The 25,314-nt window shown below is 63.6% G+C and carries 23 protein-coding genes and 5 pseudogenes; 13 read left to right on the top strand and 15 right to left on the bottom strand.

Annotated features, from left to right (window positions below):
* Positions 1-146: 146 nt before the first annotated feature.
* The 4 genes from P5W99_RS33775 to P5W99_RS33760 are packed head-to-tail and all read left to right on the top strand — an operon-like array spanning position 147 to position 2,785.
* Positions 147-518 carry a GFA family protein gene (locus P5W99_RS33775; protein WP_421028155.1) on the top strand — a complete coding sequence of 124 codons (372 nt, stop codon included), beginning with the start codon at positions 147-149 and terminating at the stop codon, positions 516-518.
* Entirely contained in the window at positions 515-664 is a 150-nt protein-coding gene (locus tag P5W99_RS33770; protein ID WP_421028154.1) for a hypothetical protein, read from the top strand. The genes P5W99_RS33775 and P5W99_RS33770 overlap by 4 nt, the downstream gene beginning before the upstream one ends.
* Positions 665-671: 7 nt before the next feature.
* Complete coding sequence (locus P5W99_RS33765) at positions 672-1,412, top strand: response regulator (RefSeq protein WP_421028153.1); 741 nt, start codon at positions 672-674, stop codon at positions 1,410-1,412.
* On the top strand, positions 1,409-2,785 hold the full coding sequence (locus P5W99_RS33760; RefSeq protein ID WP_421028152.1) for an ATP-binding protein: 1,377 nt from the start codon (positions 1,409-1,411) through the stop codon (positions 2,783-2,785). Before P5W99_RS33765 ends, P5W99_RS33760 begins: the two co-directional genes overlap by 4 nt.
* 46 nt (positions 2,786-2,831) lie before the next feature.
* Here P5W99_RS33760 and arsH read toward each other — a convergent pair whose 3' ends face one another.
* From arsH to P5W99_RS33735, 5 genes are all read right to left on the bottom strand, one after another.
* Entirely contained in the window at positions 2,832-3,554 is a 723-nt protein-coding gene (gene arsH, locus P5W99_RS33755; protein ID WP_421028151.1) for an arsenical resistance protein ArsH, read from the bottom strand.
* Positions 3,555-3,597: 43 nt separating this feature from the next.
* Positions 3,598-4,671 carry an ACR3 family arsenite efflux transporter gene (arsB, locus tag P5W99_RS33750; RefSeq protein ID WP_434665652.1) on the bottom strand — a complete coding sequence of 358 codons (1,074 nt, stop codon included), beginning with the start codon at positions 4,669-4,671 and terminating at the stop codon, positions 3,598-3,600.
* A gap of 17 nt (positions 4,672-4,688) precedes the next feature.
* The gene (locus tag P5W99_RS33745) at positions 4,689-5,183 is read right to left on the bottom strand and encodes an arsenate reductase ArsC (protein WP_434665649.1); all 495 of its coding nucleotides are present in this window, start codon (positions 5,181-5,183) and stop codon (positions 4,689-4,691) included.
* Positions 5,180-5,524 (bottom strand): ArsR/SmtB family transcription factor, encoded by a 345-nt coding sequence (locus P5W99_RS33740; protein ID WP_421047586.1) that lies wholly within the window; start codon positions 5,522-5,524, stop codon positions 5,180-5,182. The genes P5W99_RS33745 and P5W99_RS33740 overlap by 4 nt, the downstream gene beginning before the upstream one ends.
* A gap of 91 nt (positions 5,525-5,615) precedes the next feature.
* Positions 5,616-6,629 carry a LysR family transcriptional regulator gene (locus P5W99_RS33735; RefSeq protein WP_421028147.1) on the bottom strand — a complete coding sequence of 338 codons (1,014 nt, stop codon included), beginning with the start codon at positions 6,627-6,629 and terminating at the stop codon, positions 5,616-5,618.
* A 243-nt stretch (positions 6,630-6,872) separates the two neighbouring features.
* Here P5W99_RS33735 and P5W99_RS33730 point away from each other — a divergent pair, with 243 nt between their 5' ends.
* The 3 genes from P5W99_RS33730 to P5W99_RS33720 all read left to right on the top strand — a co-directional run bounded on the left by P5W99_RS33730 (position 6,873) and on the right by P5W99_RS33720 (position 9,809).
* Entirely contained in the window at positions 6,873-8,168 is a 1,296-nt protein-coding gene (locus P5W99_RS33730) for an MFS transporter (RefSeq protein WP_421028146.1), read from the top strand.
* A gap of 39 nt (positions 8,169-8,207) precedes the next feature.
* The gene (locus tag P5W99_RS33725) at positions 8,208-9,419 is read left to right on the top strand and encodes a M20 aminoacylase family protein (protein ID WP_421028145.1); all 1,212 of its coding nucleotides are present in this window, start codon (positions 8,208-8,210) and stop codon (positions 9,417-9,419) included.
* Positions 9,420-9,557: 138 nt separating this feature from the next.
* Positions 9,558-9,809, top strand: a complete 252-nt coding sequence (locus P5W99_RS33720; RefSeq protein WP_421028144.1) for a hypothetical protein — start codon at positions 9,558-9,560, stop codon at positions 9,807-9,809.
* 35 nt (positions 9,810-9,844) lie between these two features.
* Here P5W99_RS33720 and P5W99_RS33715 read toward each other — a convergent pair whose 3' ends face one another.
* From P5W99_RS33715 to P5W99_RS33705, 3 genes and pseudogenes are all read right to left on the bottom strand, one after another.
* A complete protein-coding gene (locus tag P5W99_RS33715; protein WP_421028143.1) occupies positions 9,845-10,132 on the bottom strand; it encodes a hypothetical protein in 288 nt (95 codons plus the stop codon).
* 147 nt (positions 10,133-10,279) lie between these two features.
* A complete protein-coding gene (locus P5W99_RS33710) occupies positions 10,280-11,461 on the bottom strand; it encodes an osmoprotectant ABC transporter ATP-binding protein OsmV (RefSeq protein ID WP_434665642.1) in 1,182 nt (393 codons plus the stop codon).
* Positions 11,458-11,991: pseudogene (locus P5W99_RS33705) on the bottom strand (ABC transporter permease); the annotation flags it as partial. The gene P5W99_RS33710 and the pseudogene P5W99_RS33705, both read right to left, overlap by 4 nt.
* A 113-nt stretch (positions 11,992-12,104) precedes the next feature.
* Here P5W99_RS33705 and P5W99_RS33700 point away from each other — a divergent pair.
* The 3 genes and pseudogenes from P5W99_RS33700 to P5W99_RS33690 all read left to right on the top strand — a co-directional run bounded on the left by P5W99_RS33700 (position 12,105) and on the right by P5W99_RS33690 (position 13,976).
* Positions 12,105-12,965, top strand: a complete 861-nt coding sequence (locus tag P5W99_RS33700) for a transposase (RefSeq protein ID WP_434665639.1) — start codon at positions 12,105-12,107, stop codon at positions 12,963-12,965.
* A 193-nt stretch (positions 12,966-13,158) separates the two neighbouring features.
* A pseudogene (locus P5W99_RS33695) lies at positions 13,159-13,398 on the top strand (DUF6691 family protein); the annotation flags it as partial.
* Between the two features lie 230 nt (positions 13,399-13,628).
* On the top strand, positions 13,629-13,976 hold the full coding sequence (locus P5W99_RS33690; protein ID WP_421048255.1) for a carboxymuconolactone decarboxylase family protein: 348 nt from the start codon (positions 13,629-13,631) through the stop codon (positions 13,974-13,976).
* Between the two features lie 136 nt (positions 13,977-14,112).
* Here P5W99_RS33690 and P5W99_RS33685 read toward each other — a convergent pair whose 3' ends face one another.
* Entirely contained in the window at positions 14,113-14,916 is an 804-nt protein-coding gene (locus P5W99_RS33685) for a sulfite exporter TauE/SafE family protein (protein WP_434665636.1), read from the bottom strand.
* Between the two features lie 33 nt (positions 14,917-14,949).
* Positions 14,950-16,521, bottom strand: coding sequence for a beta-lactamase hydrolase domain-containing protein (locus tag P5W99_RS33680; RefSeq protein ID WP_434666627.1), 1,572 nt, complete (start codon positions 16,519-16,521; stop codon positions 14,950-14,952).
* 34 nt (positions 16,522-16,555) lie between these two features.
* On the opposite strand from P5W99_RS33680, the pseudogene P5W99_RS33675 reads away from it, so the two are divergent.
* The 3 pseudogenes from P5W99_RS33675 to P5W99_RS33665 all read left to right on the top strand — a co-directional run.
* Positions 16,556-16,678: pseudogene (locus P5W99_RS33675) on the top strand (IS6 family transposase); the annotation flags it as partial.
* A gap of 126 nt (positions 16,679-16,804) precedes the next feature.
* Positions 16,805-17,824 (top strand): annotated as a pseudogene (locus P5W99_RS33670) (IS110 family transposase).
* Positions 17,825-18,100: 276 nt separating this feature from the next.
* A pseudogene (locus tag P5W99_RS33665) lies at positions 18,101-18,679 on the top strand (IS6 family transposase); the annotation flags it as partial.
* Between the two features lie 192 nt (positions 18,680-18,871).
* Here P5W99_RS33665 and P5W99_RS33660 read toward each other — a convergent pair.
* From P5W99_RS33660 to P5W99_RS33640, 5 genes are all read right to left on the bottom strand, one after another.
* Entirely contained in the window at positions 18,872-20,611 is a 1,740-nt protein-coding gene (locus P5W99_RS33660) for an IS1634 family transposase (RefSeq protein WP_434661312.1), read from the bottom strand.
* A gap of 210 nt (positions 20,612-20,821) precedes the next feature.
* On the bottom strand, positions 20,822-21,664 hold the full coding sequence (locus tag P5W99_RS33655) for an alpha/beta hydrolase (protein WP_434665634.1): 843 nt from the start codon (positions 21,662-21,664) through the stop codon (positions 20,822-20,824).
* Positions 21,661-23,049 carry an MFS transporter gene (locus tag P5W99_RS33650; protein WP_434665631.1) on the bottom strand — a complete coding sequence of 463 codons (1,389 nt, stop codon included), beginning with the start codon at positions 23,047-23,049 and terminating at the stop codon, positions 21,661-21,663. The genes P5W99_RS33655 and P5W99_RS33650 overlap by 4 nt, the downstream gene beginning before the upstream one ends.
* A 91-nt stretch (positions 23,050-23,140) precedes the next feature.
* Positions 23,141-23,593: a cupin domain-containing protein gene (locus P5W99_RS33645; RefSeq protein WP_434665629.1), complete on the bottom strand. Its 453-nt coding sequence runs from the start codon at positions 23,591-23,593 to the stop codon at positions 23,141-23,143.
* On the bottom strand, positions 23,583-25,292 hold the full coding sequence (locus P5W99_RS33640; protein ID WP_434665626.1) for an alkaline phosphatase family protein: 1,710 nt from the start codon (positions 25,290-25,292) through the stop codon (positions 23,583-23,585). The genes P5W99_RS33645 and P5W99_RS33640 overlap by 11 nt, the downstream gene beginning before the upstream one ends.
* Between the last annotated feature and the right edge of the window lie 22 nt (positions 25,293-25,314).

Below are 25,314 nucleotides of genomic sequence, written 5' to 3'. Positions count from 1 at the left end.
AGAAGAGGTCTTCATTCTCGACCATGCCAGCGTGCTTGTGCAATCTTTTGTATCGGCCATCCGCCCGGATACATTGGGATACATGCCGCCGCGCACGCTGCGCTATAACGTAGCCAACGCTATCGACGCGACGAGGAGAATGCACCATGAATGCCGAAACGCTGCACGGTTCCTGTCACTGCGGGGCCGTGCGCTTCGCGGTCCGCACCGCGCTCACGCCCGCTTCGCGCTGCAATTGCAGCCTGTGCCGCCGCAAGGGCGCGCTGATGTCGCCGCTGTTCGCCGCGAGCGAGCTGACCATCGTGAGCGGCCAGGACAACCTCACGCTCTATCAATTCAATACGCGCGTGGCGAAGCACTACTTTTGCAAGCACTGCGGCATCTATCCATTTCATCAGACACGCAAGGACCCCGTGCGATGGCGCGTGAACCTCGGTTGTCTCGACGGCGTGGACCCCTATGCGCTGGAAGCCGGCCTGAACGACGGCGCCAGTCTTTCCGTCGTGGAGGATGCGTGAAGCGGCTCTTGGCGGTGCTCGCGCTGCTGGCCGGCGGGCTGGCGACCGAGGCAGTGCATCCGCTGTCGTGCTCGCTCGCGACGCTCACGCGTCGCGAGAAAGTCACGCGTCATGGCAGGCGCAAGCCGGCGCCACGCAGCGTATGATCGGCGCATGGAAAAGACCGACCACATTCTGATCGTCGACGACGATCGCGGTATTCGCGAGCTGATTGCCGAGTACCTGGAAAAGAACGGCATGCGCGTGTCGCTCGCTGCGAACGGGCGCGAGATGCGCGCGGCGCTCGAGAACGGCGCGCCCGACCTCATCGTGCTCGATCTCATGATGCCCGGCGAAGACGGTCTCGTGCTGTGCCGCGACTTGCGTGCGAGCCGCTTGCGCGCGGTGCCGGTGCTCATGCTCACGGCGCGCGGCGAGGAAACGGACCGCATCGTCGGCCTCGAAATGGGCGCCGACGACTACCTTGCGAAACCGTTCGCCGTGCGGGAGTTGCTCGCGCGTATCCGCTCGGTGCTGCGCCGCACGCGCATGCTGCCGCCGGGCATGCAGGTGAGCGAGACGGCGTCGATGCTCGGCTTCGGCGAATGGCGGCTCGACACCACGGCGCGCCATCTGCTCGACGAGGACGGCACGCTCGTGGCACTGTCCGGCGCGGAATACCGGCTGCTGCGCGTGTTCCTCGACAACCCGCAGCGCGTGCTGACGCGCGATCAACTGCTGAACCTCACGCAAGGGCGCCAGGCGGACGCGTTCGACCGCTCGATCGATCTGCTCGTGAGCCGCTTGCGGCAGCGCCTGCGCGACGGCGCGCGCGAGCCTCGCTACATCAAGACGCTGCGCAATGAGGGCTACGTGTTCTCGTCGGCAGTGAACGTGATCGAAGGGGCGCCATGAGCACCGCGAGTCACGACGCGCAGCGCGGCGCGGCCGCCGCGGCGGCGTCGCGCGGCCCGAGGTTGCGCTGGCCGCGCACGCTGTTTGCCCGGCTCGCGCTGATACTCTGCGTGGGCCTCGCGCTGGCGCAGACGCTGTCGGTCTGGCTGACGCTCACCGAGCGCGACGAATCCACGGCCAATATGATGATGGATTATGTCGAGCGCGAAGTGGCCAGCTCGGTGGCCTTGCTCGACAACCTGCCGCCCGCGCAGCGCGCCGCCTGGCTGCCGAAGCTCGCGCGGCGCAGCTATGCCTTCATGCTCGATCCGGGCATGCCTGGCGTTGCGCCCGACGCACAGCTTTCGCGGCGTTACGAGTCGGCTATCGCGAAGGGCATCGGCAAGCACTACGCGCTCACGGTCAATGCGATTCCCGGCGAGCGCGAGCATCTGCAAGTCCATTTGCGGTTGAGCGACGGCTCGCCGCTTACCATCGACGTGCGCCCCCAGGCGGCGCTGCCGCTCTCGCGCTGGCTGCCGCTCGTGCTGATTCTGCAGCTCGTGGTGCTGGCCGTGTGCTGCTGGCTCGCGGTGCGCATCGCGACGCGTCCGCTCGATGCGCTCGCGCGCGCCGCCGACGCGCTGGGCCCCGACCTCAAGGCCGGGCATCTGGACGAGAGCGGCCCTTCCGAAGTCGCGCGCGCCGCGCGCGCATTCAACGCGATGCAGACGCGCATCGCCGGCTATATGACCGAGCGCATGCAGATTCTCGCGTCCATTTCGCACGATCTGCAAACGCCGATCACGCGCATGCGCCTGCGCGTGGACACCATGGACGACGGCGTCCAGAGCGCGAGGCTCAGGCAGGACCTGCAAGAGATGGAGCAGCTCGTGAAAGAGGGCGTGGCCTACGCGCGCACGCTGCATGGCACCGCCGAGACGCCGGTGCGCGTGGACCTCGACGCGCTGCTCGACAGTCTCGTGTGCGATTACGCCGATGCCGGCAGCGACGTGCGCTACGAGGCGCGCGCGCCGCTCGCGGTGGTGACGCGCGCGCAGGCGCTCAAGCGCATCGTCGGCAATGTCGTCGACAATGCGCTGAAATTCGCGGGCGCGGCGGAGATTGCATTGAGCGAGGGGCCGGGCGAAGCGCAGGTCACGATCGCGGTGCTCGACCGTGGGCCGGGCATTCCCGAGCATGCGCTGGAAGCGGTGTTCGAACCGTTCCACCGGCTCGAAACCTCGCGCAATCGCGGTACGGGCGGCACGGGGCTGGGCCTTGCGATTGCACGTCAACTGGCTAGTGCAATGGGGGCGCAGCTCTCGCTGCAGAACCGCCCGGGCGGCGGGCTGGAAGCGCGACTCGTGCTGCATGACGAGCGCCGGCAATGACCCCGATGTGTTCAACGTGCATCGGGGTTTTCAAATATCCACGGTTTCAGATGCGAGTCTGATTCACCCGCTTCGACAATTCCTCCGCGCTTTCCTTGCGTTCGCTATACCGGTCCACCAGATAAGGCCCGATGTCGCGAGTCAGCAAGGTGAACTTCACGAGTTCCTCCATGACGTCCACCACGCGGTCGAAGTACGCAGACGCCCTCATGCGCCCGGCTTCGTCGAATTCGAGAAACGCCTTGGCAACCGACGACTGATTGGGAATGGTCAGCATGCGCATCCAGCGGCCGAGCACGCGCATCTGGTTGACGGCGTTGAACGACTGCGAGCCGCCGCTCACCTGCATGACCGCGAGCGTCTTTCCCTGGGTCGGCCGAACGGCGCCCACGGACAACGGAATCCAGTCGATCTGCGACTTCATGATTCCGGTCATGGCGCCGTGGCGCTCCGGCGAGCACCAGACCATGCCTTCGCACCATTGCACGAGTTCGCGCAGCTCGACCACTTTCGGATGCGTTTCGGGCGCGTCGTCCGGCAAGGGCAAACCGCCTGGATTGAAGGTGCGCACGTCGGCGCCCATTGCCGTGAGCAGCCGCGCGGCTTCCTCGGTCAACAACCGGCTGAACGAGCGTGTCCGCAGCGAGCCGTAAAGCAGCAGAATGCGCGGCGGATGTGTCGAAATTTTCCCCGGCTGCAACTGGCTGATATCGGGAATTCTGAAGTGCGCCGTATCGAGTTGCGGCAAAACGGTGGTGAGATCGGGCAAATGGGTTCTCCGGATTGGCGGCGAATGTGGGCGCGCGTGTTGTTCACGCGCATTCGTACCAGTCTTTAGAGCGGTTGACGATGCGCACGACGAGCAGCATGACCGGCACCTCGATGAGCACGCCAACTACGGTTGCGAGGGCAGCGCCCGAGTGAAAGCCGAACAGGCCAATCGCGGTGGCCACGGCCAGTTCGAAGAAATTGGACGCACCAATCAACGCGGATGGGCAAGCAATATTGTGCTTTTCACCGACTGCGCGATTAAGCCCATAGGCAAGCGCCGCATTGAAAAAGACCTGAATCAGAATCGGGACTGCCAATAAAAATATCACGAGCGGCTGCTCGATAATCGCCTGACCCTGAAAGGCGAACAGCAGGATAAGCGTTGCCAGCAGCGCAGCGATGGACCAGGGGCCGATCTTCGCCATGATTGCGTCGAATGCCGATTGCCCGTTGGCGAGCAGCAGCTTTCGCAGTATCTGCGCGAGCATTACCGGAATCACGATATAGAGCACGACCGACGTGAGCAGTGTCGCCCACGGCACCGTAATGGCGGAAATGCCGAGCAGCAGGCCGACCAGCGGCGCAAATGCGACCACCATGATGCTGTCGTTCAGGGCGACCTGCGACAGCGTGAAAAGGGGGTCGCCGCCGGTCAGCCGGCTCCAGACGAACACCATGGCCGTGCATGGCGCGGCAGCCAGCAGAATCAGGCCGGCTACGTAACTGTCGAGTTGCGCGGCGGGCAGCAGCGGCGCGAATACGTGCTTGATGAACAGCCAGCCCAGCAACCCCATGGAAAACGGCTTGACGAGCCAGTTCACGACGAGCGTGACGCCGATGCCCTTGATGTGCTGGCGGACTTCATGGAGCGAGCGGAAGTCGACCTTGACGAGCATCGGCACGATCATCACCCAGATGAGCAGGCCGACCGGCAGATTGACCTGTGCGTATTCCATGCGGCCGATGGCTTGGAACACGCCCGGAAAAACCCGCCCCGACACGATGCCAGCGACAATGCACAGCGCGACCCAGACGCTCAGGTAGCGCTCGAAGAAGCTGATAGCGGGCTTGGGCGCGGCGTTCGCAGCGGTGGCTGCATTGGTGGGCGTATTCATCGGGATTGTGGAGCGTGTCAGCTGTGCAGGATGCCGTTCAGCGCGTGCTGGAGATCGGCGTTTGATAAGTTATCCAGAGGAAGCGCGAGCAGCTGCAGCATGCGATAGCCGATGGCCTGGCGCGTGAGCTCGAACGCCTGGCGCTTGCCTTCGTCGCCGCCAGCGGCATGCGAGGGGTCGGGGTATCCCCAGTGCGCCGTGACCGGACTGCCCGGCCAGTATGGGCATGGCTCTGCCGCTGCGCTGTCACACACGGTAATGACCACGCGCATTGGCTGGGCATCGCTTGCTGCAAATTCGTCCCAGCTTTTGCTGCGGTAGCCTCGCGTGTCGACGCCGGCGTTCGCAAGCGCCTCCAGCGCGAACGGGTTGATGCGTCCGCTCGGGGCGCTGCCAGCGCTATAGGCCCGCACGTCCTTGCCGAGCTTGTGCGCCCAGTGAGTCAGCATGCCTTCGGCAAGCACGCTGCGCGCTGAGTTGTGGGTGCACAGAATGAGTACGTTGGTGGTCATCGCGAAGATTTGTGATGGCTGCCGCAGGCTTGGGGAGGCGCGTTCACGGCGCACGCCGCGCCAGCGCAGCAGTTTTCCGTAAGAAAGCCCAGCAGATCGGTCATTGCATCGAAGTTCGCTGTGTAGATGACAAAGCGTCCTTCCTGGCGCGACTTCACGAGTTCCGCGTGGGACAGATCCTTGAGATGGAACGAGAGGCTCGAAGGAGCGAGATCCAGTTGCTGTGCGATTTCGCCGGCCGCCATGCCGTTTTCTCCGGCAACGACGAGCGAGCGGAAAATCGCGAGACGCGAATCATGAGCAAGCGCGCCGAGGGCGCGTACGGCAAGGCTGGAGTCCATGGCCGAGAGCGTATACCTTATATTTCGATATTTCAAGAGTTATCGAAATGATGCGGCGGTCAGACGAAAGACGATGAGGCGGGCGTGTGGCTCATTTCGCCGTGCTTGCGCCTTTGCGCGTTCGCGCCGCCGCCGGTGCCGGTGCCGCTCGTGCCGCCTGCGCCCCCTGTGCCGCCTGTGCCGCAACACGCGGCGACGCCATCTTGCGGCCCCGATGACGCACCTCCTTGCTGAATTCGAGGCAGGTCTGCGTCATCAGATCGGGCGAGCGGTACACCATGAACACGTGATAGTCCGGCAGCTCATCGCGAATCGGCAGGGGCTTGAGCGCATCGGGATTCAGCACGAGCGGTCCGGTGCGGCCGTAGAACACGAAGTCGGACCATACGCTGATAAGGTCCGTGCACGTGGCCAGTTGCAGCCCGAGCAGGTTCGAACTGCTCTGCACGATATTGCGCGGCATCTCCAACCGGTGCAGGCGCATCAGGCTCGCGAGCGGGCTGCCGGGGTCGTCGAGCGGATCGAGCGTGAGCCACTCCGCATCGATTAGCGAGCGGATGCGCGTCGCGCGCGCGAGCGGATGACCGGGGCGAGCAGCCACCAGCATACCGACCGAAAAAAGCGGCTCCCATTGAAACGCGCTGGTGCCGGGGCCGCTGTTCGTGGAGATGAGCGCGAGATCGAGATGACCTTCGCGCAGGCCTTCGAGAATCTGCTGCGGGCGCATCTCGTAGGCACGAATGGCGACCGAGGGAAAACGCGCGCGAAAAGCGGCGATGGCCTCCGGCAAAGGGCCGCTCGACGCGACCGCCGAGAAACCGATATTGAGTTGCGCCTCGGCGTGGCCGCGCATCGATTCGATGTCTTCGAGCGCGTGACGCAATTCATGCTCGACCACGCTCGCGCGCTTGACCAGCGCGCGCCCGTAATTCGTGAGGCTCACCCCGCGCACCGAGCGCGAAATGAGCGTCACGCCCAGTTCGCGTTCCAGCTCGGCAATCGCCTTGGAAAGCGCGGGCTGCGAGACGTGCAGGCTGCGCGATGCCTCGTGCATGCTGCCGTGCTGCGCGAGCGCGAGCAGCACGCGCAATTGGTGCAGTTTCATCCGACGATTGCCTCCAGTGCTTCGCATGACCGGGGCGGCATGTCCAGGAGCGTCGGTATTTGTCCCGATGTCCGCTGACCGATGGTTATGACGGCGATTCTATCTGGTTATCACGATGAAAATTTCTCACTTTTTTCAAAAATGAACCTTGCCTGAATATCGATGCGTGCCTGCCGGCTCTCACTCGCGGCGCACGACGAACGCCACGAACGCGATGTTCAACCCCGCTTGCGGAGATCCGCCATGAATGACGCCACGCTCGCCATCGCGGGCGCCACCCCCGCCCACGCGCCGGTGCGCCAGAGCCAGTTCCGCCTCATTGCCGCATGCTCGATTGGCAATGCGCTCGAAATGTACGACTTCACGGTCTACAGCTTTTTCGCGCTTCTGATTGGCCGGCTCTTCTTTCCATCGGAGAGTCCGTTTGGCTCGCTGCTGCTCGCGGTGGCCACCTTCGGCATCGGCTTCGTGATGCGTCCGCTCGGTGGCCTCGTGATCGGCAGCTATGCCGACCGGCGCGGCCGCAAGGCGGCCATGACGCTCACCATTGCGCTGATGGTGGCCGGCACGCTGTGCATTTCGCTGGCGCCCACCTATGCGCAGGCGGGCGTGTACGGCTCGCTCGTGCTGCTCGCGGGGCGCTTGCTGCAAGGCTTTTCTCTCGGCGGCGAGATTGGCGCGGCCACCTCCATGCTGATGGAAGCGGGTTCGGTGGGGCAGCGCGGCTTTCGCGTGAGCTGGCAACTGGGCAGCCAGGGCATTTCCGCGCTGGTCGGCGCGTTCACGGGCGCCGTGCTTTACGCAACGCTTACGCCGCATGCGCTCGAAAGCTGGGGCTGGCGCGTGCCGTTTCTCATCGGTCTCGCGATCGCGCCGGTGGGACTCTATATCCGCGCGAAGCTCGACGAGACGCACGAGGCCGCGCCCGATGCGCCCAGCCCGCTCGGCATGCTCATGCGCGAGCACGGCGGCAAGGTGCTCCAGGGCATTCTCTCGGTCACGGCGGGTACGGTCGGCATGTATCTCGTGGTGTTTTTCATGCCCACCTACATGATTCGCGTGCTGAAAATGCCGCCTTCGCTGTCGCTGCTCTCGGGCTGCGCCACGGGGGTCACGATGCTGGTCGCCTCGCTCGTCTCGGGGCGGCTCGCCGATCGTCTCACGCGCCGCAAGCCGCTCGTGATGGGCGCGGTCGCTTTCAACCTCATCGCGGTGGTGCCTGCGTTCTGGCTCATGACGCGCTTTCCCAGCGTGCCGCTGGTGCTGGCGCTCTCGGTGCTGCTGACGGCGTCCGCGAACCTCGGCTCGACACCCATGCTGCTCGTGTTCATGGAAATGTTGCCGGCCGGGGTGCGTGCGAGCGGCCTCTCAGTGATCTACAGCGTGGGCGTGACGGTGTTCGGCGGCAGTTCGCAGTTCGTCGTCACCTGGCTCATCGCGAAGACCGGCAACCCGCTTGCGCCGGCGCTCTACATGGTGGCCTGCGGCCTCGTCACGCTGCTCGCGGTCCGGAGCATTCGCGAGCGCCGCGCCGACTGATTCATTCGAACCTCTGGAACACCACAAGGACCCGCCCCTATGAAGCGCGAACCCACGCTCACGCCGTTTCAACTGCTGCCCACGCTGCTGCCCGAGATCGAAATCGACGCCGAAGCGTTCATCGATATTCGCAGGCAGATTCATTCGCAGCCCGAATTGGGCTTCGAGGTCGGGGCGACTGCGAAGCTCGTGGCGATGCTGCTCGAGAAGTGGGGCTACGAGGTTCACACGGGGATCGGGCGCAGCGGGGTGGTGGGGCAACTGAAAGTGGGCGAGGGCAAGCGGCGCCTGGGCATCCGCGCCGACATGGATGCGTTGCCCATTGTCGAGAACACCGGTCTGCCTTATGCGAGCCAGAACGCGGGCAAGATGCACGCATGCGGTCACGACGGCCACACGGCCATCCTGCTTGCGGCAGCTAAAACGCTGGCGCAGCGGCGCGACTTCGACGGCACCCTCAACCTCATCTTCCAGCCCGACGAAGAGAACCTGTGCGGTGCGAAGGCGATGATCGACGACGGACTGTTCGAACGCTTTCCGTGCGATGCGGTCTACGCACTGCACAACATGCCGGGCGTGCCGGCGGGTACGTTCCGTGTGCTCCCGGGTTCGGTGAGCCTTTCATCCGATGTGGCCGACGTCACGCTCAAGGGCGTGGGCGGCCATGGGGCCATGCCGCACCGCGTGAAGGATCCGGTCGTGGCGGCTGCCGCGTTGATCACGGCGCTGCAGACGATTGTTGCGCGCAACGTCGCGCCCGACGACACCGCCGTGGTGTCGGTGGGCTTCATCAAGGGCGGCGCGACTCACAACGTGATACCCGAAACGGTGACGCTGGGCATCAACATACGCGCGGCGCGCCCCGAGACGCGCGAACTGGTGGAGCAGCGCGTGCGCGAGATCGTGGCGGCCACGGCGCAGGCGCACGGCGTCCAGGCGCAGATCGACTACCGGCAACTCACGCCGCCGATGGTCAATACGCCTGACGAAACGTTGCTTGCGCAACAGGTTTGCGCGGAACTGGTGGGAGCGGAGAATGTCGTCGTTCAGGCCCCCAAGGGCCTGAACGGCAGCGAGGACTTTGCGTGGATGCTCAACGCGGTGCCGGGTTGTTATTTGCTGCTCGGCAATGGCGAGGGCGAGTTCGGCGGCTGCATGGTGCACAACCCCGGCTACGACTTCAACGACCAGGTGCTGCCGCTGGGCGCGGCGGCATGGGTGCGGCTCGCGCAGCGCTTTCTTGCAGGATGAAAGTGTTGTGCTGACAAGCGGCTTTCATTGTGGCATGAAGGCCGCTTGTCCATCGTGAGTCCGCCATGTGCTTAAGCTTCTCTTCAGCCAGGCTTCGCTAACATCGCGAAGCCTCTGCGCCCTGAAGTGAGTCTTGCCATGAAGCCGCTGCCGTCTGCACCGTTTCTTGCACGATTGCGTGCAGATCTGTTCGTCATCGCCCTGGTGACGATGTTCATTCAAGCTGCCGTGTTCGTCGCGATCGTGGTGCTGCGCGTGCCGGAGATGTCGTTTGCGACGCCGGAGTTTCGTCTGGGCGTGGTTGGGATCGCGGCCGCAACGGTATTCGCGGTGCGCTGGATCGCGCGGCGTGCGACGCTTGACGCGATCAAGACGCATTCGCCGTCGTGAATCGCCGGGTCGCGGCGGTATCTAAGGTATCCGAATTAAATTGCGCCGCTGGCGATACTCGCCGTCATCAACTCGCCGCCGCCGACGAGCTTGTCGACGATGCTGCAGCCCATGCTGTAGCCCCCCATCAACGCTTCCGCTTCCGATGCAAACGCCCGCCCCGCCACGCGGTCGATGCGCAGCGAAGCGAACGGCATGGTTTCATCCGAGGAAATCAGGAGCAAGGCGACGTGGTCGAGCGCAGCGGCGCCCTTGCGCGTGCGGCAGACCGTTTCGACGCTCACGTGGAGCGTGTGGCCGCGATGTTGATACGTGCGTTTCATGCGTGAAACCTGGAGCGCCGGCGATTTGCGGCGTGTTGCGGGAGCCGGACATTCTGCGCGTGTGAAACTTAGGAAACGCTTAACAACGCCGGCGCAACGCGCGCCCATGTGATGCGGATGCGCGCTGCGCCAACCCGGCCGTGCCGGTCAGGCCGTCGCGTTGCTGGCGGCGGCTGCGAAGGCAAGCGGGCCGCCTGGCGGCTGGCCAGTTTGCTGCCGCGAGCGTCCCGAGCTCAGATAAGCGGCAATCGAGTCCTGCGTGATTTCGCCTATCCATGCGCCGTCGCCGTCGAGCACCGGCATCCATGAAGCGCTGAACTGGTACATCTTCGAGAGCACGATGCGCAGATTGTCGTCCGCCGAGACGCTGGCCGGGAACGGCGTCACGCGTTCGCCGCATGCGCCGTCGCCACCACGCGCCGCGCGCCGCGTCACGTAACCGAGCGCATGGCCCGCATCGTCGAGCACGGTCAGATAGCGGCAATCGGTTTCGTCCATGACCGCGAAGGCGTGCGCGAGCGGCGTGTCCACGCGCGCCGTTTCGGGCTGCGTGGCGGCGTCGCCGGCCTTCACGAGCAACAGGCGCTTGAGTGTGCTGTCCTGGCCCACGAACCGCGCGACGAATTCGTCGCGCGGGCGCGCGAGCAGCGTGTCGGGGTGATCGTATTGCACGAGCTGCCCGCGCCGGAACACGGCGATGCGGTCGCCCAGCTTGATGGCCTCGTCGATGTCGTGGCTCACCATGATCACAGTCTTCTTCAACTGCCGCTGCATCTGGAAGAACTCGTTCTGAATGGTTTCGCGGTTGATCGGATCGACCGCGCCGAACGGTTCGTCCATCAGCAGCACGGGTGGATCGGCTGCCAGCGCGCGAATCACGCCCACACGCTGCTGCTGGCCGCCCGAGAGCTCGCGCGGATAGCGCTTCAAATACTGCTTCGGATCGAGCGCGACCATCGACATGAGCTCCTGCGCACGCCCGGCGCAGCGTTTCTTGTCCCAGCCGAGCAGGCGCGGCACCACCGTGATGTTCTCCTCGATGGTCATGTTCGGGAACAGGCCGATCTGCTGGATCACATAACCGATATGGCGGCGCAAGTCGACTTCGTCGAGCCCCGAGGTGTCCTCGCCGTTGATGAGCACGCGGCCCGAAGTGGGCTCGATGAGGCGGTTGATCATCTTGAGCGTGGTGGTCTTGCCGCAGCCCGAGGGGCCGAGGAACACGCAGATTTCGCCTTCGGCCACCGAAAGGCTCACCGAGTCGACGGCGCGCACGGCTTGGCCGTCCTTATGCGTGAAGGTCTTGGTCAGCTTTTCGAGTTCGATCATGTCTTCTGCACTCCTTTCGGTGTCAACGCGCGCTGCAGCCATTGCAGGATCAGGTCGGCGACGATCGCGAGCACGCTCACGAGCACCGCGCCCACCAGCAGCTTCATCATGCTGCTCTGGCCGATGGCGCGCAGGATCAGCGAGCCGAGACCGCCCGCGCCAATCACGGCGGCAATCGTCATCACGCCAATGTTCATCACGACTGCTGTGCGCACGCCCGCGAGAATCACGGGCACCGCGAGGGGCAGCTCCACGAGGCGCAGGCGCTGCCACGAGGTCATGCCGATGCCGGTGCCGGCTTCCTTGATACCGGCTTCCACGTTGTGTAGCGCGAGCCAGGTGTTGCGCATGATCGGCAGCAGCGAATAGAGGAACACCGCCGTGATCGCGGGCACCGCGCCGATGCCCTGGCCGAAGCGCGAAAAGAACGGGATCATGAGACCGAATAGCGCGATCGAAGGCAGCGTGAGCACGATGGTGGCGAGGCCGAGCAGCGGTCCCGCGAGCCACTCATGACGATTGATCAGGATCAACTGGTTGCTAGTTTTCCGAGATCGTTGAATTTGTCTGCAAGTCAGCTCCGGAGCGGGTTTCGGGCCGACGGCACCTGATCGGGTAGAGTCCAGATTTCTGGACGCAGCGCATGACCGCAAACCCATGCTGGCAAGGGATTCCAACGAAATTGAGCGAGGTGCAGTTCGAGCAGTTTGTCTTGCCGCATCTGGGGCGTGGCCGTCGCGGTCCTTCCCCCACGCTGTCCTTGCACAAGCTCTTCAACTACATCCTCCAGGCACTGTACATGGGATGCCAATGGAAGATGCTGCCAATCGAGAGGAATGCAGAAGGTCTTCCCGAAATTCACTACACGCGCATCTACCGTGCGATGCGGCGCTGGCATGCCGATGGCAGCATCGGGCGGATCTTTTCGGGATCGGTCCATCAACTTCATCAGGACCATTTGCTCGACCTTTCAGTCATCCACGGCGACGGCACCACGACTGCGGCAAAGAAAGGCGGCGACAATCTCGGGTACAGCGGACACAAACATCTCAATGGCGACAAGGTCGTTACGTTCTGCGATCGAAACTGCAACATCATCGCGCCATTCGTAAGCGCGCCGGGCAACCGCAATGAGTCGCCGCTGCTGCGCGACGCGCTGCCCAAACTCACCGGAATGGCTCGCGCCATTGGCGCTAACCTGCACGGTTCGACCGTCAGTCTGGATGGCGTCTACGATTGCCGGGCCAACCGCAAGGCGATCTTCAATCTCGGCATGATCCCGAATATCCCCGAAAATCCGCGTGGTCGCAAGACACCCAAACGCGGACGCAGGCAGCGCTTTGATCCGGCTATATTCGAGGAACGCTTTCGCACCATCGAACGCGTCTTCGCCTGGGAAGATAAATTCCGCCGTCTGCTGCTGCGCTTTGAACGCATCAGTGACGTGCACTACGCGTTCAAGACGCTCGCGTATACGATGATCAACCTTCGGCACTACGGCTGACGCCCCCTCTTCGGGCAGCTACCACGGTGATGGCACCCCGCGCGAGGCATTGGTGCGCACATTTTCATCTGTTATCCTGATGAAACTACCATGCCCTATGGGGTGTCGGTCGCTTTTCCCCAAATGTCACCCCTGAAATCACTCGCGGTCTCGCTTCACTGTGCGCCCGCGTGTTTTCAAACACGAAAACGCGCAACCAGTTCTGGGCTTGCCTGTGCAGCTTCCGGCAAGCACGGCAATTACGCCAAGGCTCGTCCTCGGCAGCGCCGCCTTCGGTATCGGCTGGGGCCTGGCGGGCTTCTGCCCGGGGCCGGCGCTGGTTGCACTGGGTGCGGGCTATCCGAAGGCCATTGGATTCGTGGCAGCGATGGTGGTGGGTATGGTCGTCTTCGATCTCGTCGAACGGACGAAATCGGGCATGCAACGGGCGTAAGCAAGGCGTACAACAACGGCTCGCGGCTGGTCACAGTGGGCTCCGCGTTCGGATACTCTGCCTTCCGTGAACCACGGCTTGAGCGCACACATCCCTTGATCGGCCGAATGGGGCGGACCCGATACCGGAATCGCGTGGCCCAATGGCCAGATCGATAGCGGTATGCCTGGTTCGCTTTATTTTTGGCTTCCAAATTTTCCGTTAGATCTTTGATAGCCGGAGGAACAGCAATGAGTGGATTACCTGTATTTAAAGACGTCGTACGCGCGGTCTCCAACCAGATGCGAGCGCTGCGTCAAACGCAGCCAGACCTGATGACGGCATTTAGCCAACTGGCGGCTGCGGGCACAAAGGACAGCGCTCTGGACAAAAAGACCCGGGAGCTGGTTGCGCTGGGTATCGCAGTGTCTTCCCGGTGCGACGACTGTATTGGCTTCCATGTCCAGACGCTGGTGAAGCTTGGCATGACGAGACAGGAACTCGAAGACGTGCTGGCTACTGCAGTCTACATGGGTGGCGGCCCGTCGATGATGTACGCCACCCACGCGCTAACAGCGTTCGACGAGTTTTCCGCCTGACAAGCGCAATCGCGTGTCCAACCATGACGGGCAATTGTTTCCACACGCGCTGGAATGTCATGTCGGGCACATCGCGCCATTTGCGATCATCCATCGTCCCCGCATGAAGCACATGGTGCTCGCTGCGCCCGCCGGTTCATGCGAGGACGGCCTTGGCGAGCATGCCGAGCGCCACGCATACGAGGATGGCCGCAAACCCGGACTGGACGTGATGGGCGGCCAGGCGATGCGAAACGAGGCGCCCACCTAACATCCCCGCGGCGGTCGCGGAGCTGAACCACAGGACGATGTCGAACGGAAATGCTGTGCCATGCATCGCCGTCGCCAGCACACCGCCACTGCCAACCAGCGCAATCACCATCAGCGACGTTGCTACGATGCCGTGCATGGATACGTCGGTCAGCTTGCGCATCAACGGCACGATGATGAATCCACCGCCCACGCCGAGCAGCCCAGTCATCAGGCCGGTAAGCGACCCGGTCGCCGCCAGTGCCAGCGCAGTGGGCCATGACCAGTCAAACCGGCCTGTTGCCGGGTTGACATGAGCGACGCAAAGCGGCGACGCTTGTTTTGCCGGTGCGTTGCGCCTGAGCGTCTGACGCAGTAGCAGGAAGGCAACGAAAAGCATGACGCAGGCGAACAAGCCGAGCAGCAGCCTCTGGGGCGGGGCGCGTGCGAGGCGCGCTCCCACCGCCGTGGCGGGGACCCCGAGCGCGGCCATCAGGAACGCGGCGCGATAACGGACCAGGCGTTTGCGGAACGCCTCGAGCGCGCCCACTGCCGCGCTGCCCGCGACGGCGACAAGCGCAACTGGCGTGGCCTGCTGCATTGGCCATCCCATTCCAAATACGAGCGCGGGTACGGCCAGGATGCCGCCACCGGCGCCCGTGAGTCCGAGAATGGCGCCGACTGCGGCGCCGAGAAGAAGCGAGACCAGCATCGATCACCTCGAGATACGGCAAGTGGACGAGTATCAGTCGGCTACCTGGGGTTGCACGAACCACTCTCGTCCCTTGAGCATGCCTTGCCAGTAAAGCGGAGGGAGGATGCGCTCCTTGAGCAGCCAGGCGAGACCGGATGGCTTCTTCCCGTCGATGATCCATCCGGGGAAGGTCGGCGCGACCTTGCCGCCGTAGAGAAACTCGGCGAGCACGATCTTCCCGCGCTCGACCGTGAGCGGGCACGAACCGTAACCGTCATAGATCGCCGCTCCGCGCGTGACACCCAGCGCGGCAAGCACGTTGTGCGCGACGACCGGCGCCTGCTTGCGCGCGGCTGAGGCGGTCTTTGCGTTGGGCGTATTGGTCACGTCTCCTAGTCCGAAGATGTTCTCGTAGACCTTGTGCCGCAAGGTACCCTGATCGACGTCGACCCACCCGCAGGCATCGGCAAGCGGGCTGACCCGGATGAAATCGGGCGCCTTCTGGGGCGGCACGACGTGGAGCAGGTCGAAACCGGTCTCGAATGTTTCGCTGCCGCCGCCAGGGAGTGCTCGCGTGAAGGTCGCGCGCCGTGCTTCGCCGTCCACGGCCGTCAGGTTGAAACCGAAGTTCAGATCGATGCCGTACGACTCAACGTACTTCATGAGTGCTGGCACATAGTCGGCTACACCGAAGAGCGCCGCGCCAGCGTTGTAAAACTCGACGTTGATCTGGTTGAGCCTGCCGGTGCGGCGCCAGTGATCGCACGAGAGATACATGGCCTTTTGCGGTGCGCCCGCGCATTTGATCGGCATGGGCGGTTGCGTGAAGAGCGCGCGGCCGCCCTTTAGCTGCTGCACCCGTTGCCAGGTGTAGGGCGCAAGGTCGTAACGATAGTTGGAGGTCACGCCGTTGCGCCCAAGCGTCTGCGGCAGTCCTTCAATGGCATTCCAGTCCAGCTTAAGGCCTGGGCAGACCACGAGTTGCCGGTATTTCACGACGCGGCAGCCTTCGAGGATCACGGCATTCGCTGTGGGCTCGAACGCGGCCACAGCCGACTTGATCCAGCGAACATTGCGCGGGAGTACCCCACCCATGGGACGAGCGGTCGTTTCCGGGCGGAATACGCCCGCGCCCACCATCGTCCAGCCGGGCTGGTAGTAGTGCACGTCGGCGGGGTCGATGATGGCGATGTCAAGATTGGGCGCCCGGTCAAGCAGGCTCGACGCGGTGGCGACGCCCGCCGCTCCCGCGCCGATGATGACGACGTCGTGCTGTTCCTCGGTGGAGATGTGCGGCGAGCCGATGCGGCGCGCGAGCCCACTCAAGTCGACCCCGGCGCGCTTGCCTGCGGCAAGGATCTCGACGAGCGACATGGTGGATGTGCTGGCCAGTGCCCACAGGGTCGCCGAGCGCATGCCGCTGCAGCAGTACGCGAGCAGGGACCGCGGAAGGGTGTCCAGATAACCGCGAAATTGTTCGGCGTCCTGATCGCTCACTTTGCCCGATTCTACAGGAAGGTAGTGTGCCTCCATGCCAAGCTGTCGTGCTGCCTGCTCGATTTCGGTGAACGTGGGCTGGTCCGCGCCTTCGCCGGGTTTCGTCGCAATAGGGAGGTCTGCTATGCTGGCTTGCTCAAAACGAACGCTTGGAAGATGAATGAAGACGCAGGATCCGACTGTGGCCCGTGTGCTCAAACGGCTGCACTATCCGCTGGAGGTGATCCTGACCTGCGTTCGGTGGTACGTCGCCTATCCGCTAAGCTTGCGTCATCTGGAAGAATGAAATGAACGCGTCCCACCAGTGGCCGAGTGAGGAAAAGAGTAAAGTGGATCCTCTCGGGCCAACGGCATCGATGTGCCCACGTGGAAAAAATAGAATCTTTCCAGGCAACCGGAGGATCCAGTGATCAATTGTACGGCAGTGGGCGTAGATATCGCGAAGTCGGTGTTCCAGGTGCATCACGTCGATCAGGATACCGGCGAGATTTTGAATCGGCAGATCAAGCGGGCGAAGTTCCTCGAATACTTTGCGAATCGCACTCCCTGCCTCATCGGGATGGAGGCGTGTGGCGGTGCGCACCACTGGGCCCGGCAACTGGTGAAGATGGGCCATCAGGTCAAGCTGATGCCAGCGAAGTTCGTCAAGGCGTTCAACATCGGCAACAAAAATGATGCAGCAGATGCGCGGGCGATCTGGCTGGCAGTGTAGCAACCAGGCAAGTCGGTCGCAGTGAAAACGGAGATGCAGCAGGCGATGCTGGGACTGCACCGGATGCGCGCACAACTGGTGAAGTTCCGCACGATGCAGGGCAATGCGCTGCGCGGGCTGCTGGCAGAATATGGCGAAGTGATGAGCAAGGGCCGGGTAAAGCTCGACAAGGAGATACCGGCGTTGCTGGAACGGATTGCGGAGCGATTGCCTGCAGTGCTGATTGACACATTGCGTGACCAGTGGAACGGGTTGGCGAAACTGGATGAGCAGATCGCAGAAATCGAGCGCCGAATGCGCGAATGGAAGAAGGAAGATCCAGCCGTGAAGGCGATCAGCGAGATTCCTGGCGTGGGGCTGCTCACGGCAACGGCGGCGGTGGCGATGATGGGTGATCCGAAGGTATTCAGTTCTGGGCGAGAGTTTGATGCGTGGACCGGTCTCGTGCCCCGGCAGACCGGCTCGGGAGGCAAGGTGAACCTGCATGGCATCAGTAAAAGGGGCGACACGTATCTGCGCACGCTCCTCATTCACGGCGCGCGCAGCGTACTGACCCGTGCGAAGGAGCCGGGCCAATGGGCCGACCAGATCGGCGGGCGACGCCCGCGCAATGTGGTGGTCGTGGCGCTCGCCAACAAGATGGCGCGGACGATCTGGGCGGTGCTGGCCCATGACCGGCCGTACCAGCGGGACTACGTAAGTGTGAAGCCAGACTGAACAGCTTGCACGATGAAGAAGATCAACGTTTAAACAGGGTGAACATCGAAAGGTTGCGCAGCAATCGGGTGTGATGACAAACCAGGTAGGACCGGGGCCCGCCAAGCCTGAATCATTTCGAGAGCTTGCAGCTCGTTGGAAGAATGAGGCGCGGGCCAGCGGATTTCATAGAGGGCCGCAGCCTGTCGAGCTGCAACAAGCCCGGATATAGAGCAGCAGCCCATCCTGTCAGTCACGACACACGAAACACTTGCGCAAAAGGGACGCGTTCATATAGAAATGATGGCCGAGCGTGGGATTGCGGTCGATCATTCGACGGTTCACCGGTGGGCCATCAAGCTTCTGCCAGTGCTCGAGAAGTCGTTCCGCCGCTGCAAGCGCCCAGTCGGCAAGAGCTGGCGAATGAACGAGACTTACGTGAAGGTTCGGGGCGACTGGAGGTATCTCTATCGGGCCGTGGACAAGGAAGGCAACACGGTTGATTTTCTGCTGCGAGCCAGACGGGACAAGGCCGCTGCCCGGCGCTACTTTGAAAAGTCGATCCAGCAGAATGGTGAACCCGAGACGGTAACCATCGACAAGAGCGGCGCCAATCTGGCTGCGCTTAACGCTCTGAACGCAGAACGCAAAACACCCATCAAGATTCGCCAGAACAAGTACCTGAATAACCTAATCGAGCAGGACCATCGGACCATCAAGCGTCGCACGCGACCCATGTTAGGGTTCAAGGATTTTCGTTGCGCCCGCATCATCCTGTCGGGCATCGAAGTGATGCATATGATCCGGAAGGGGCAGATGAAGGACGCTGGAATCCGGCGCACTGCTGCCGAGCAATTCTATTCACTTGTCATGTAGTAATCCTCAGCATATCGGGACTTGCTCACCCTGCCATCCTTATCGCGACAGAACCAGGCAGTGTGGCTTGGACGCGGCTTCTTCGCAGGGCGGCTACGCGAGCGTTCTTCCGGAAGTACTAGCCCGAACTTTGAGCGCGCGGCGCGCGCAAGTCTTTGATTTGTCGCGGTTGCGCGTGTCCGGCGGAGTCGGTTACTGGGTACGCGCGGGGCTGATGTTGAGCAGGCGGAAGGCCTTTTCCTGAACAGGTGTGGGCCGCGTGGTCATCACGATCTTCGCCTCAGGGTTCAGAGGTGTGTGGCAGACGTTGTAGGCGAGCGTGGCCAGATCATCGAGCAGCGTGCGGAAGCTGTGGAGTGGCAAGCCGTCCTCACCCAGCCGGGTGGTGTCCTTGGATTTCGCCTGCTCCGAGCGTTGCGCCTTGGCGACTGGCGAAGCTCGGGCGGCGCGCGCGAGCTCGATGTATTCATCGTCAAACAGCATGGGCTTCAAGGTCTCGCGCATGTGCCATTCGACGTAGTAGGCGAGCGTGCACAGAAACACGTGAGCGCGCACGCGCTGGGCGTTCCAGTGGAATATGGGGCGCACCTGCAGGTCGACCGTCTTGAGCGAACGGAACGCACGCTCCACGACCGCCAGGCCCTTGTAGGCCGATACGGCCGCCTCGGCTGGCAGGTCCTGTTCGGGCAAGCTGGTGCGCACCACATATAGACCGTCGAGCGACGCTTCCTGCCGGATCTGTTCGGACTTGCGCGTCCACGTGAAGCCCTCGTCGGTAAAGCTCAGATCGAAGTGCTTGGCCATCTTGTAGTGGTCGATGACGCGGCCCACGCGCAAGGCAATCGTCTCCACGCCCTTCAGGCGGTTGCGGGCCCGCGTGGTCGCTGCGGCGATCTTCATCAACTCGGCTTCAGTGGCCTGCAGCAGCGCCTCGCGCTTGCGGCTGCGCTCCTCGGCCAGCAGCGGATTGCGGCACACGATGAGCCGCTCACCGGGAAACGACTCACTGGTCACCTCGAGCAGATTGCGCTCATCAAACAGCGACGGCTGGAAGGGCCCCTTCTCCTGGGCAAGCGCGCTCACCTGCGGCGCGCGCAGGCTGCTCACCCAGCCCAGGCCCGCCGGGCGCAATACCGTGTCAATACGCGCCTGCGTGAGCATGCCCCGGTCGCCCACCCAGGCGAGCTTGCCGATGCCAAAGCGCGTCTTGAGCTTCTCCACCTGAGAGGCCACGGTAGCCGGATCGGCGGTGTTGCCCGCGAAGACTTCGACGGCCACCGGACATCCATCAGGAGTGCAAACCAGCCCGAACACGATCTGCGGATCGTCGCGCTTGCCATCGCGGCTGTAGCCGTGGGCGGCGAGCTCGCAGCAGCGTCCGGTCACCCAGGTGGAGGTGAGGTCATAGAGCACCAGCGTGTTGCCGGCCAGATGTTTCCTGGCGAGCCGCTTCTCGATGCCTTCCTGGGCATCGCCGAGCCAGTCGAGCGCGGCGTAGATCTGCTCAAGGTCAACGTCGCCCAGACCGAGCAGCCGCGACAGCGAATGGGTGGCGGTTTCGTCGCGCAACATGCGATGGGTGGCGAGCTTGGAAGCCGGCGAGACCACCCGCGCCACCAGCAGTGCCATCACCACCGAGCGCAGCGCGGCAGGCGCCGATGCAAACCACTGCTCGGCGCCACAGGCGCGCGCGGCGCCGAGCGCCGCGGCCACGTGTCCGTGTGGCAGGCTGCGCTCGATCACGAAGGCCTCTTCAGCCGAGGGCACCGCGACGCCCCCGCGCAAGAGGACCTTCAAGCCCTCGATGACCTCGGCGGGAAGCGCCGAGAGGTTGGCGAGGGTGCGCTTCTTCACCTTGTTGCCATCGCGATACGACTCACGCAGCAGGATCGCGGGTGGGGAATTGCGGTTGGGAACGTGTTCGACGTACATGAACACTAATTCAAGCACAAAAACCGCTAAATGCAATATAAAAATACTAATTTACATGGGTACACGATAGCCTCAAAAAATAGCCGAAACCCAGCACTGATAGGGGTTCCAGCTATTTGAGAAGGCAAAGCTCGGACTAGCGCACCGCATGGTTGATGACCGTCGCTGGGAATAACACCTTCTGGCACAGAGCGTCCAGCATCCTGGCAATCAGCTCAGGGCTTCGTCGAGGAACCGCGCCGTCGTACTGTATAGACTGGCTTGAGGCGAAGTGAACTGTTGCAGCAGGCTGAAGTGATCGGCGCCTGGTGCGATTTCCAGCACACCATGATTACCCGCCTGTTGCCAGGCTTTGCACATTTGGCGGCTCTGATCGAGGAACGCCGTGGTTTCGTCGCCCCCCACGCCAAATAACGCGCGTGCGCGTTCCGGTTGCACGCGATGGAGGGGGGAGTGACGGTCCGCATCGGCGGCATCGAGCATCAAATTGCGGTTCAGCGTGGTGGCGAGCAGTGGTGCGAGGTCATAGATGCCGCTGAGCGCTACGACGCCAGCAACGGCCGGGCGCTGTGCGGCGGCAACGGGCATTTGCGCGAGGGCGAGTTCGACGGCGATATGACCGCCCGCCGAATGCCCGGAAAGAATGAGCGGCAGCGGTTGTTGTCGTGCACTTGCGTTGCCGGCCGTTGCGACCGCATCGAGCGATGCATGCGCCGATTCGAGCAGCTTGCCAAGCGAGACAGTGGGACAGAGCGGGTAGTTGACGAGTGCAACATTCAAGCCGAGCCGCGTGAAGGCCGGCGCGATGAAGCGGAACGTCGCCTTGTCGCGCGACTGCCAATAGCCCGCGTGGAAATAGACGAGTGTTGCGCGCGCCCGGCGGCGGGCGGTGAAGAAGTCGAAGACCTGTCTCGGCCCAGGCCCGTAAGGCAGGTCGAGGCGGCAGTCCTCAGTATGCACCGCAGCGGCGCTCTGCGCTTCGAACCCTGCGAGCAAGGCCGGAAAGCTCGGGCGACCCTGGCCCGTTACGTATTGAAATTCGGCGTCGTTCACGGACTCGACCTCGTTTCTGGTGCCATGAGGGGTGTGGCCTGTCCAGCGGTGGCGTGGTGCTGCAACTGCCGGGCGGTCTCTTCGGGGCGGATCCACAAGATGGCGGCAAGGCCCGTGGCGATCAGCAACCCGCCAGTCAGCGAGATCGCGTTGCCGAGGCCTTGGACGAGCAACGCCGGGTCGCCGGTGCCGTAGGCGCTCAAAGCGTAGCCCGCATGTTGCACGAGCCAGCCAAACACCGCGGGCGATATCACGCCGCCGATCGAAGCGATGCCGACCATCGCCGAAATCACGGCCGCGCGCTGGGTTGGATGGACAGCATAGGCTATCGCGGTCGGCGCCATCGGGAATACCAGGAACGCCCCCCAGCCTACCGTCGTGAGCACGAGCGCCAGCGTTCCGGAAGCGTGTGTGAGCCACATCAGGCATACGCCCGACACCAGCAGCGAGGCGCCGAACAGGCTCGCCACCGCGAGGCGCGCGGAGCCGCCGCGGCGCATGATGCGCCGGCCGGCAAAACCCAGCGCGACGAGCAGGAGCGTGCCGAATGTCCATGGCAACGCATAGACGAGACCGACCCGCGAGGCTTGGATGCCCAGCACGCCGGCGATGTATTGCGGTACCCAGGTTGTCATCGCGCCTTGCGCCCAGAAGCAGGCAAAGCCGGCCAGCGTAGCCGCGAGCCACATCCGGCAGCCGAACACGCGCCGCAGCGGCACGGAGCCGCCCTCGCTGGCCGGATGGGTGCCGAAATAAGGACCGTCTTTGCCGATGCAGGCCCAGCCGATGCCCCAGGCAATGCCGGCGATACCCAGAATCCCGAACGCCCAGCGCCAGCCGAGCGCAGGTGAAGCGATGATCCACGAGAGGGCGGGCGCGGCCAGGGCAGCGCCGATGGTTGGCCCGACGGCGATCACACTGCTGGGCAGCGCCCGATCCTCAGCCGGGAACCAGCCGTGCGTGGCGTGCAAGGCAATAGGCAGCGCGGGCCCTTCCCCCGCGCCGAGGATAATCCGGCAGACGAGCAGCACGGTCGCGCCACCGCCAGCCAGAATCGGGAACTGGACTGCCGCCCAGGTCACGGTGAGTGCGAGCACGAGCCAGCGGCTCGAGATGCGGTCGGCCACGAAACCCACCGCGATCGCACTGAGGCTGAAGAGAAAAAAGAAGCTGCTGCCGATGAAGCCGAACTCTACCGGCGTGAGTCCCAGTTCGGTCATGGCGGGACGCGCCACGAGGCCGAGCAGGGCCTTGTCGGCGAAATTGAGCACCATGAACACGGTGAGCATTGCGGTGATGCTCCAGGCCTTGCGTCGCGTCGCTGCGTCGTGGAAGCGTCGACCGCCCGTGCCGGGCGCAACGCCGTCGTTTGCCAATGTCTCCATTGCGTCGAACCTCTGGTCGAATCTCATGTTATGGAGCCGGAGTGACTGATTCTCCGGCTGCGCGGCCGGCGGTGCGAGCCGATGCGCGAAGTCAGGCCGCCGATGAAACCGGCGGCGCGAACACCACGTCGTAGTCTCGCGCGACCCTCATCACCTCTGCGGGGCTCGACATATTGTGGATGCGCCGATAGAGCTCGAGCAGCTTGCCGGCCGGGGCGGCCCAGAACAGCGCCGTGACGGGCTTGCCCGTGTTGTTGAAGAACGCATGCTCGATGCCGCGCGGCATGCGCACGAGGTCGCCCGTCGAAGCCGTGGTGCGCTTGCCGCCCAGCAGCAGGTCGATCTGGCCGTCGAGCACATAGATGTACTCGTCCTGATGGGGATGTGTGTGCGGCGGCACGAAGGTTTCCTCAGGAAAGGTCGCGTGCCACGCGATGCTGTCGTCGCTCACCTGCTTGGGCACGTAGACCTGGCCGAGGATGTTCCAGGACACACCATCGAGGCCGGTTAAGGCGCGTGTGATATCGGGCGTTTCAGTCGCCATGCTGGGCTCCTTGAGGATGGGTCAACCGATCCAGTGTGGGCTTGACCAGTGGGTTGGAGGATGCGAAGCGGGGTTTGAAGGTCTGGCGCGCCTGCGCGAGATCCTCCTCGTCCCAGTAGCCGATCAGGATGCCGCCTTCGGAAATGCGCGGCTGAACCTCGATGGACGCGATGGTGCCGTCGGCGATCGTGACGCGCTGGCGCGGCTGGCGTGCCCAGCGAAACAGCGCCTCGTGCAGCCGCGCGCGCGCCGCCACGTGCTCGGGCGCAACGGACGCGCCAAGATCGCGGAACTCGTGTGGATCGGTTAGCAGATCGAACAGCATGGGCCGATAGTCTTCGAACAGCACGTACTTCCAGCGGCCATCGAAGATCATGCGCATCCATGCGTTGCGCGGTTGGGTGCCGAGCGCGATGCGCGAATCCTGAAACGCAAAGTCGTACTCGCAGACCACGTGCTCGCGCCAGTCGCGGGGGCGCTGGCCGAACAGCAACGGGCGCAGCGAGCGTCCGTCGATGATGTGCGGCACCGGCTCGCCGCCATATACGTCGAGAAAGGTGGGCGCCAGGTCCACGGCTTCGACCAGCGCGTCGCAGCGCGTGCCGCGCGTGACGTCGGCGCGCTCGTCAGGGTCGTAGACGATCAGCGGTGCGCGGATCACGGGCTCGTGGAACAGGTCTTTCTCGCCCATCCAGTGGTCGCCGAGGTAGTCGCCGTGATCGCTCGTGAAGACGATCATGGTGGACTCCATCAAACCGCGCTCATCGAGGAACGCGAACAGCACGCCCATCTGATCGTCGATTTGCTTGATGAGGCCCATGTAGCCCGGCATCACGGCATCACGCACGCCGTCCTTCGAGAAAGTGCGCGAAACGCGGTGGTCCATCATGGCCGCATAGACGGGATGCGGATTATTTCGTTCTTCTTCGGATCGCACCACCGGCAGCGCGTCCTGAGGCCCATACATGCTGGCGTAGGGCTCGGGCACGATGTACGGCCAGTGCGGCTTGATATAGGAGAGATGCAGGCACCACGGCTGATCGCCGGCCTCGCGAATGAAATCCATCGCGCGGCGCGTGATGTAGGGCGTCTCGGAGTGCCCATCGGGCACGCGCGCCGGCCGGTTCGAATACTTGAGGAACCAGCCCGAACGCAATGTGCCGTCGTCGTCGAGCGTGGAATTGGCCCAGCTTTCCCACGGGTTATCGCCATCGAAACCCTGCTCGCGCAGATACCGGCTATAGGCGGGATCGGGGTCGTGGCCGGAATACGGGTGAATGCCGTCGTCGCGCTCATACGGATCGAAGCCGCATTCGGCAATGCGCACGCCGACCTGCGAGGCGGGATCGATACCCAGCCTCGACATGCCGGCGAGGTCCGCGCGCATGTGCGTTTTGCCGACGAGCACCGAGCGCACGCCAAGCGGGCGCAGATGGTCGCCGATCGTCATCTCGCCCGCCTTGAGCGGCACGAAGTTCCAGCTCGCGCCGTGCGAGTGCACGTAGCGGCCGGTGTAATAGCTCATGCGCGATGGGCCGCACACCGGCGACTGCACATAGGCACGCTCGAAAATCACACCGCGCGTGGCGAGGCGGTTGAGGTTAGGCGTTTGAAGTGCGGGATGGCCGAAGCAGGAGAGATGGTCGGCTCGCAACTGATCGCACATGATGAAGAGGACATTCCTCACACGCTTTTGCAATTGAAGCTCCCGAAAAAAGGGA

Source organism: Paraburkholderia sp. A3BS-1L, assembly GCF_051125215.1.
Lineage (GTDB): Bacteria > Pseudomonadota > Gammaproteobacteria > Burkholderiales > Burkholderiaceae > Paraburkholderia.
The sequence above is the reverse complement of the archived record's forward strand: the minus strand, read 5'-3'. Positions and strand labels throughout refer to the sequence as shown.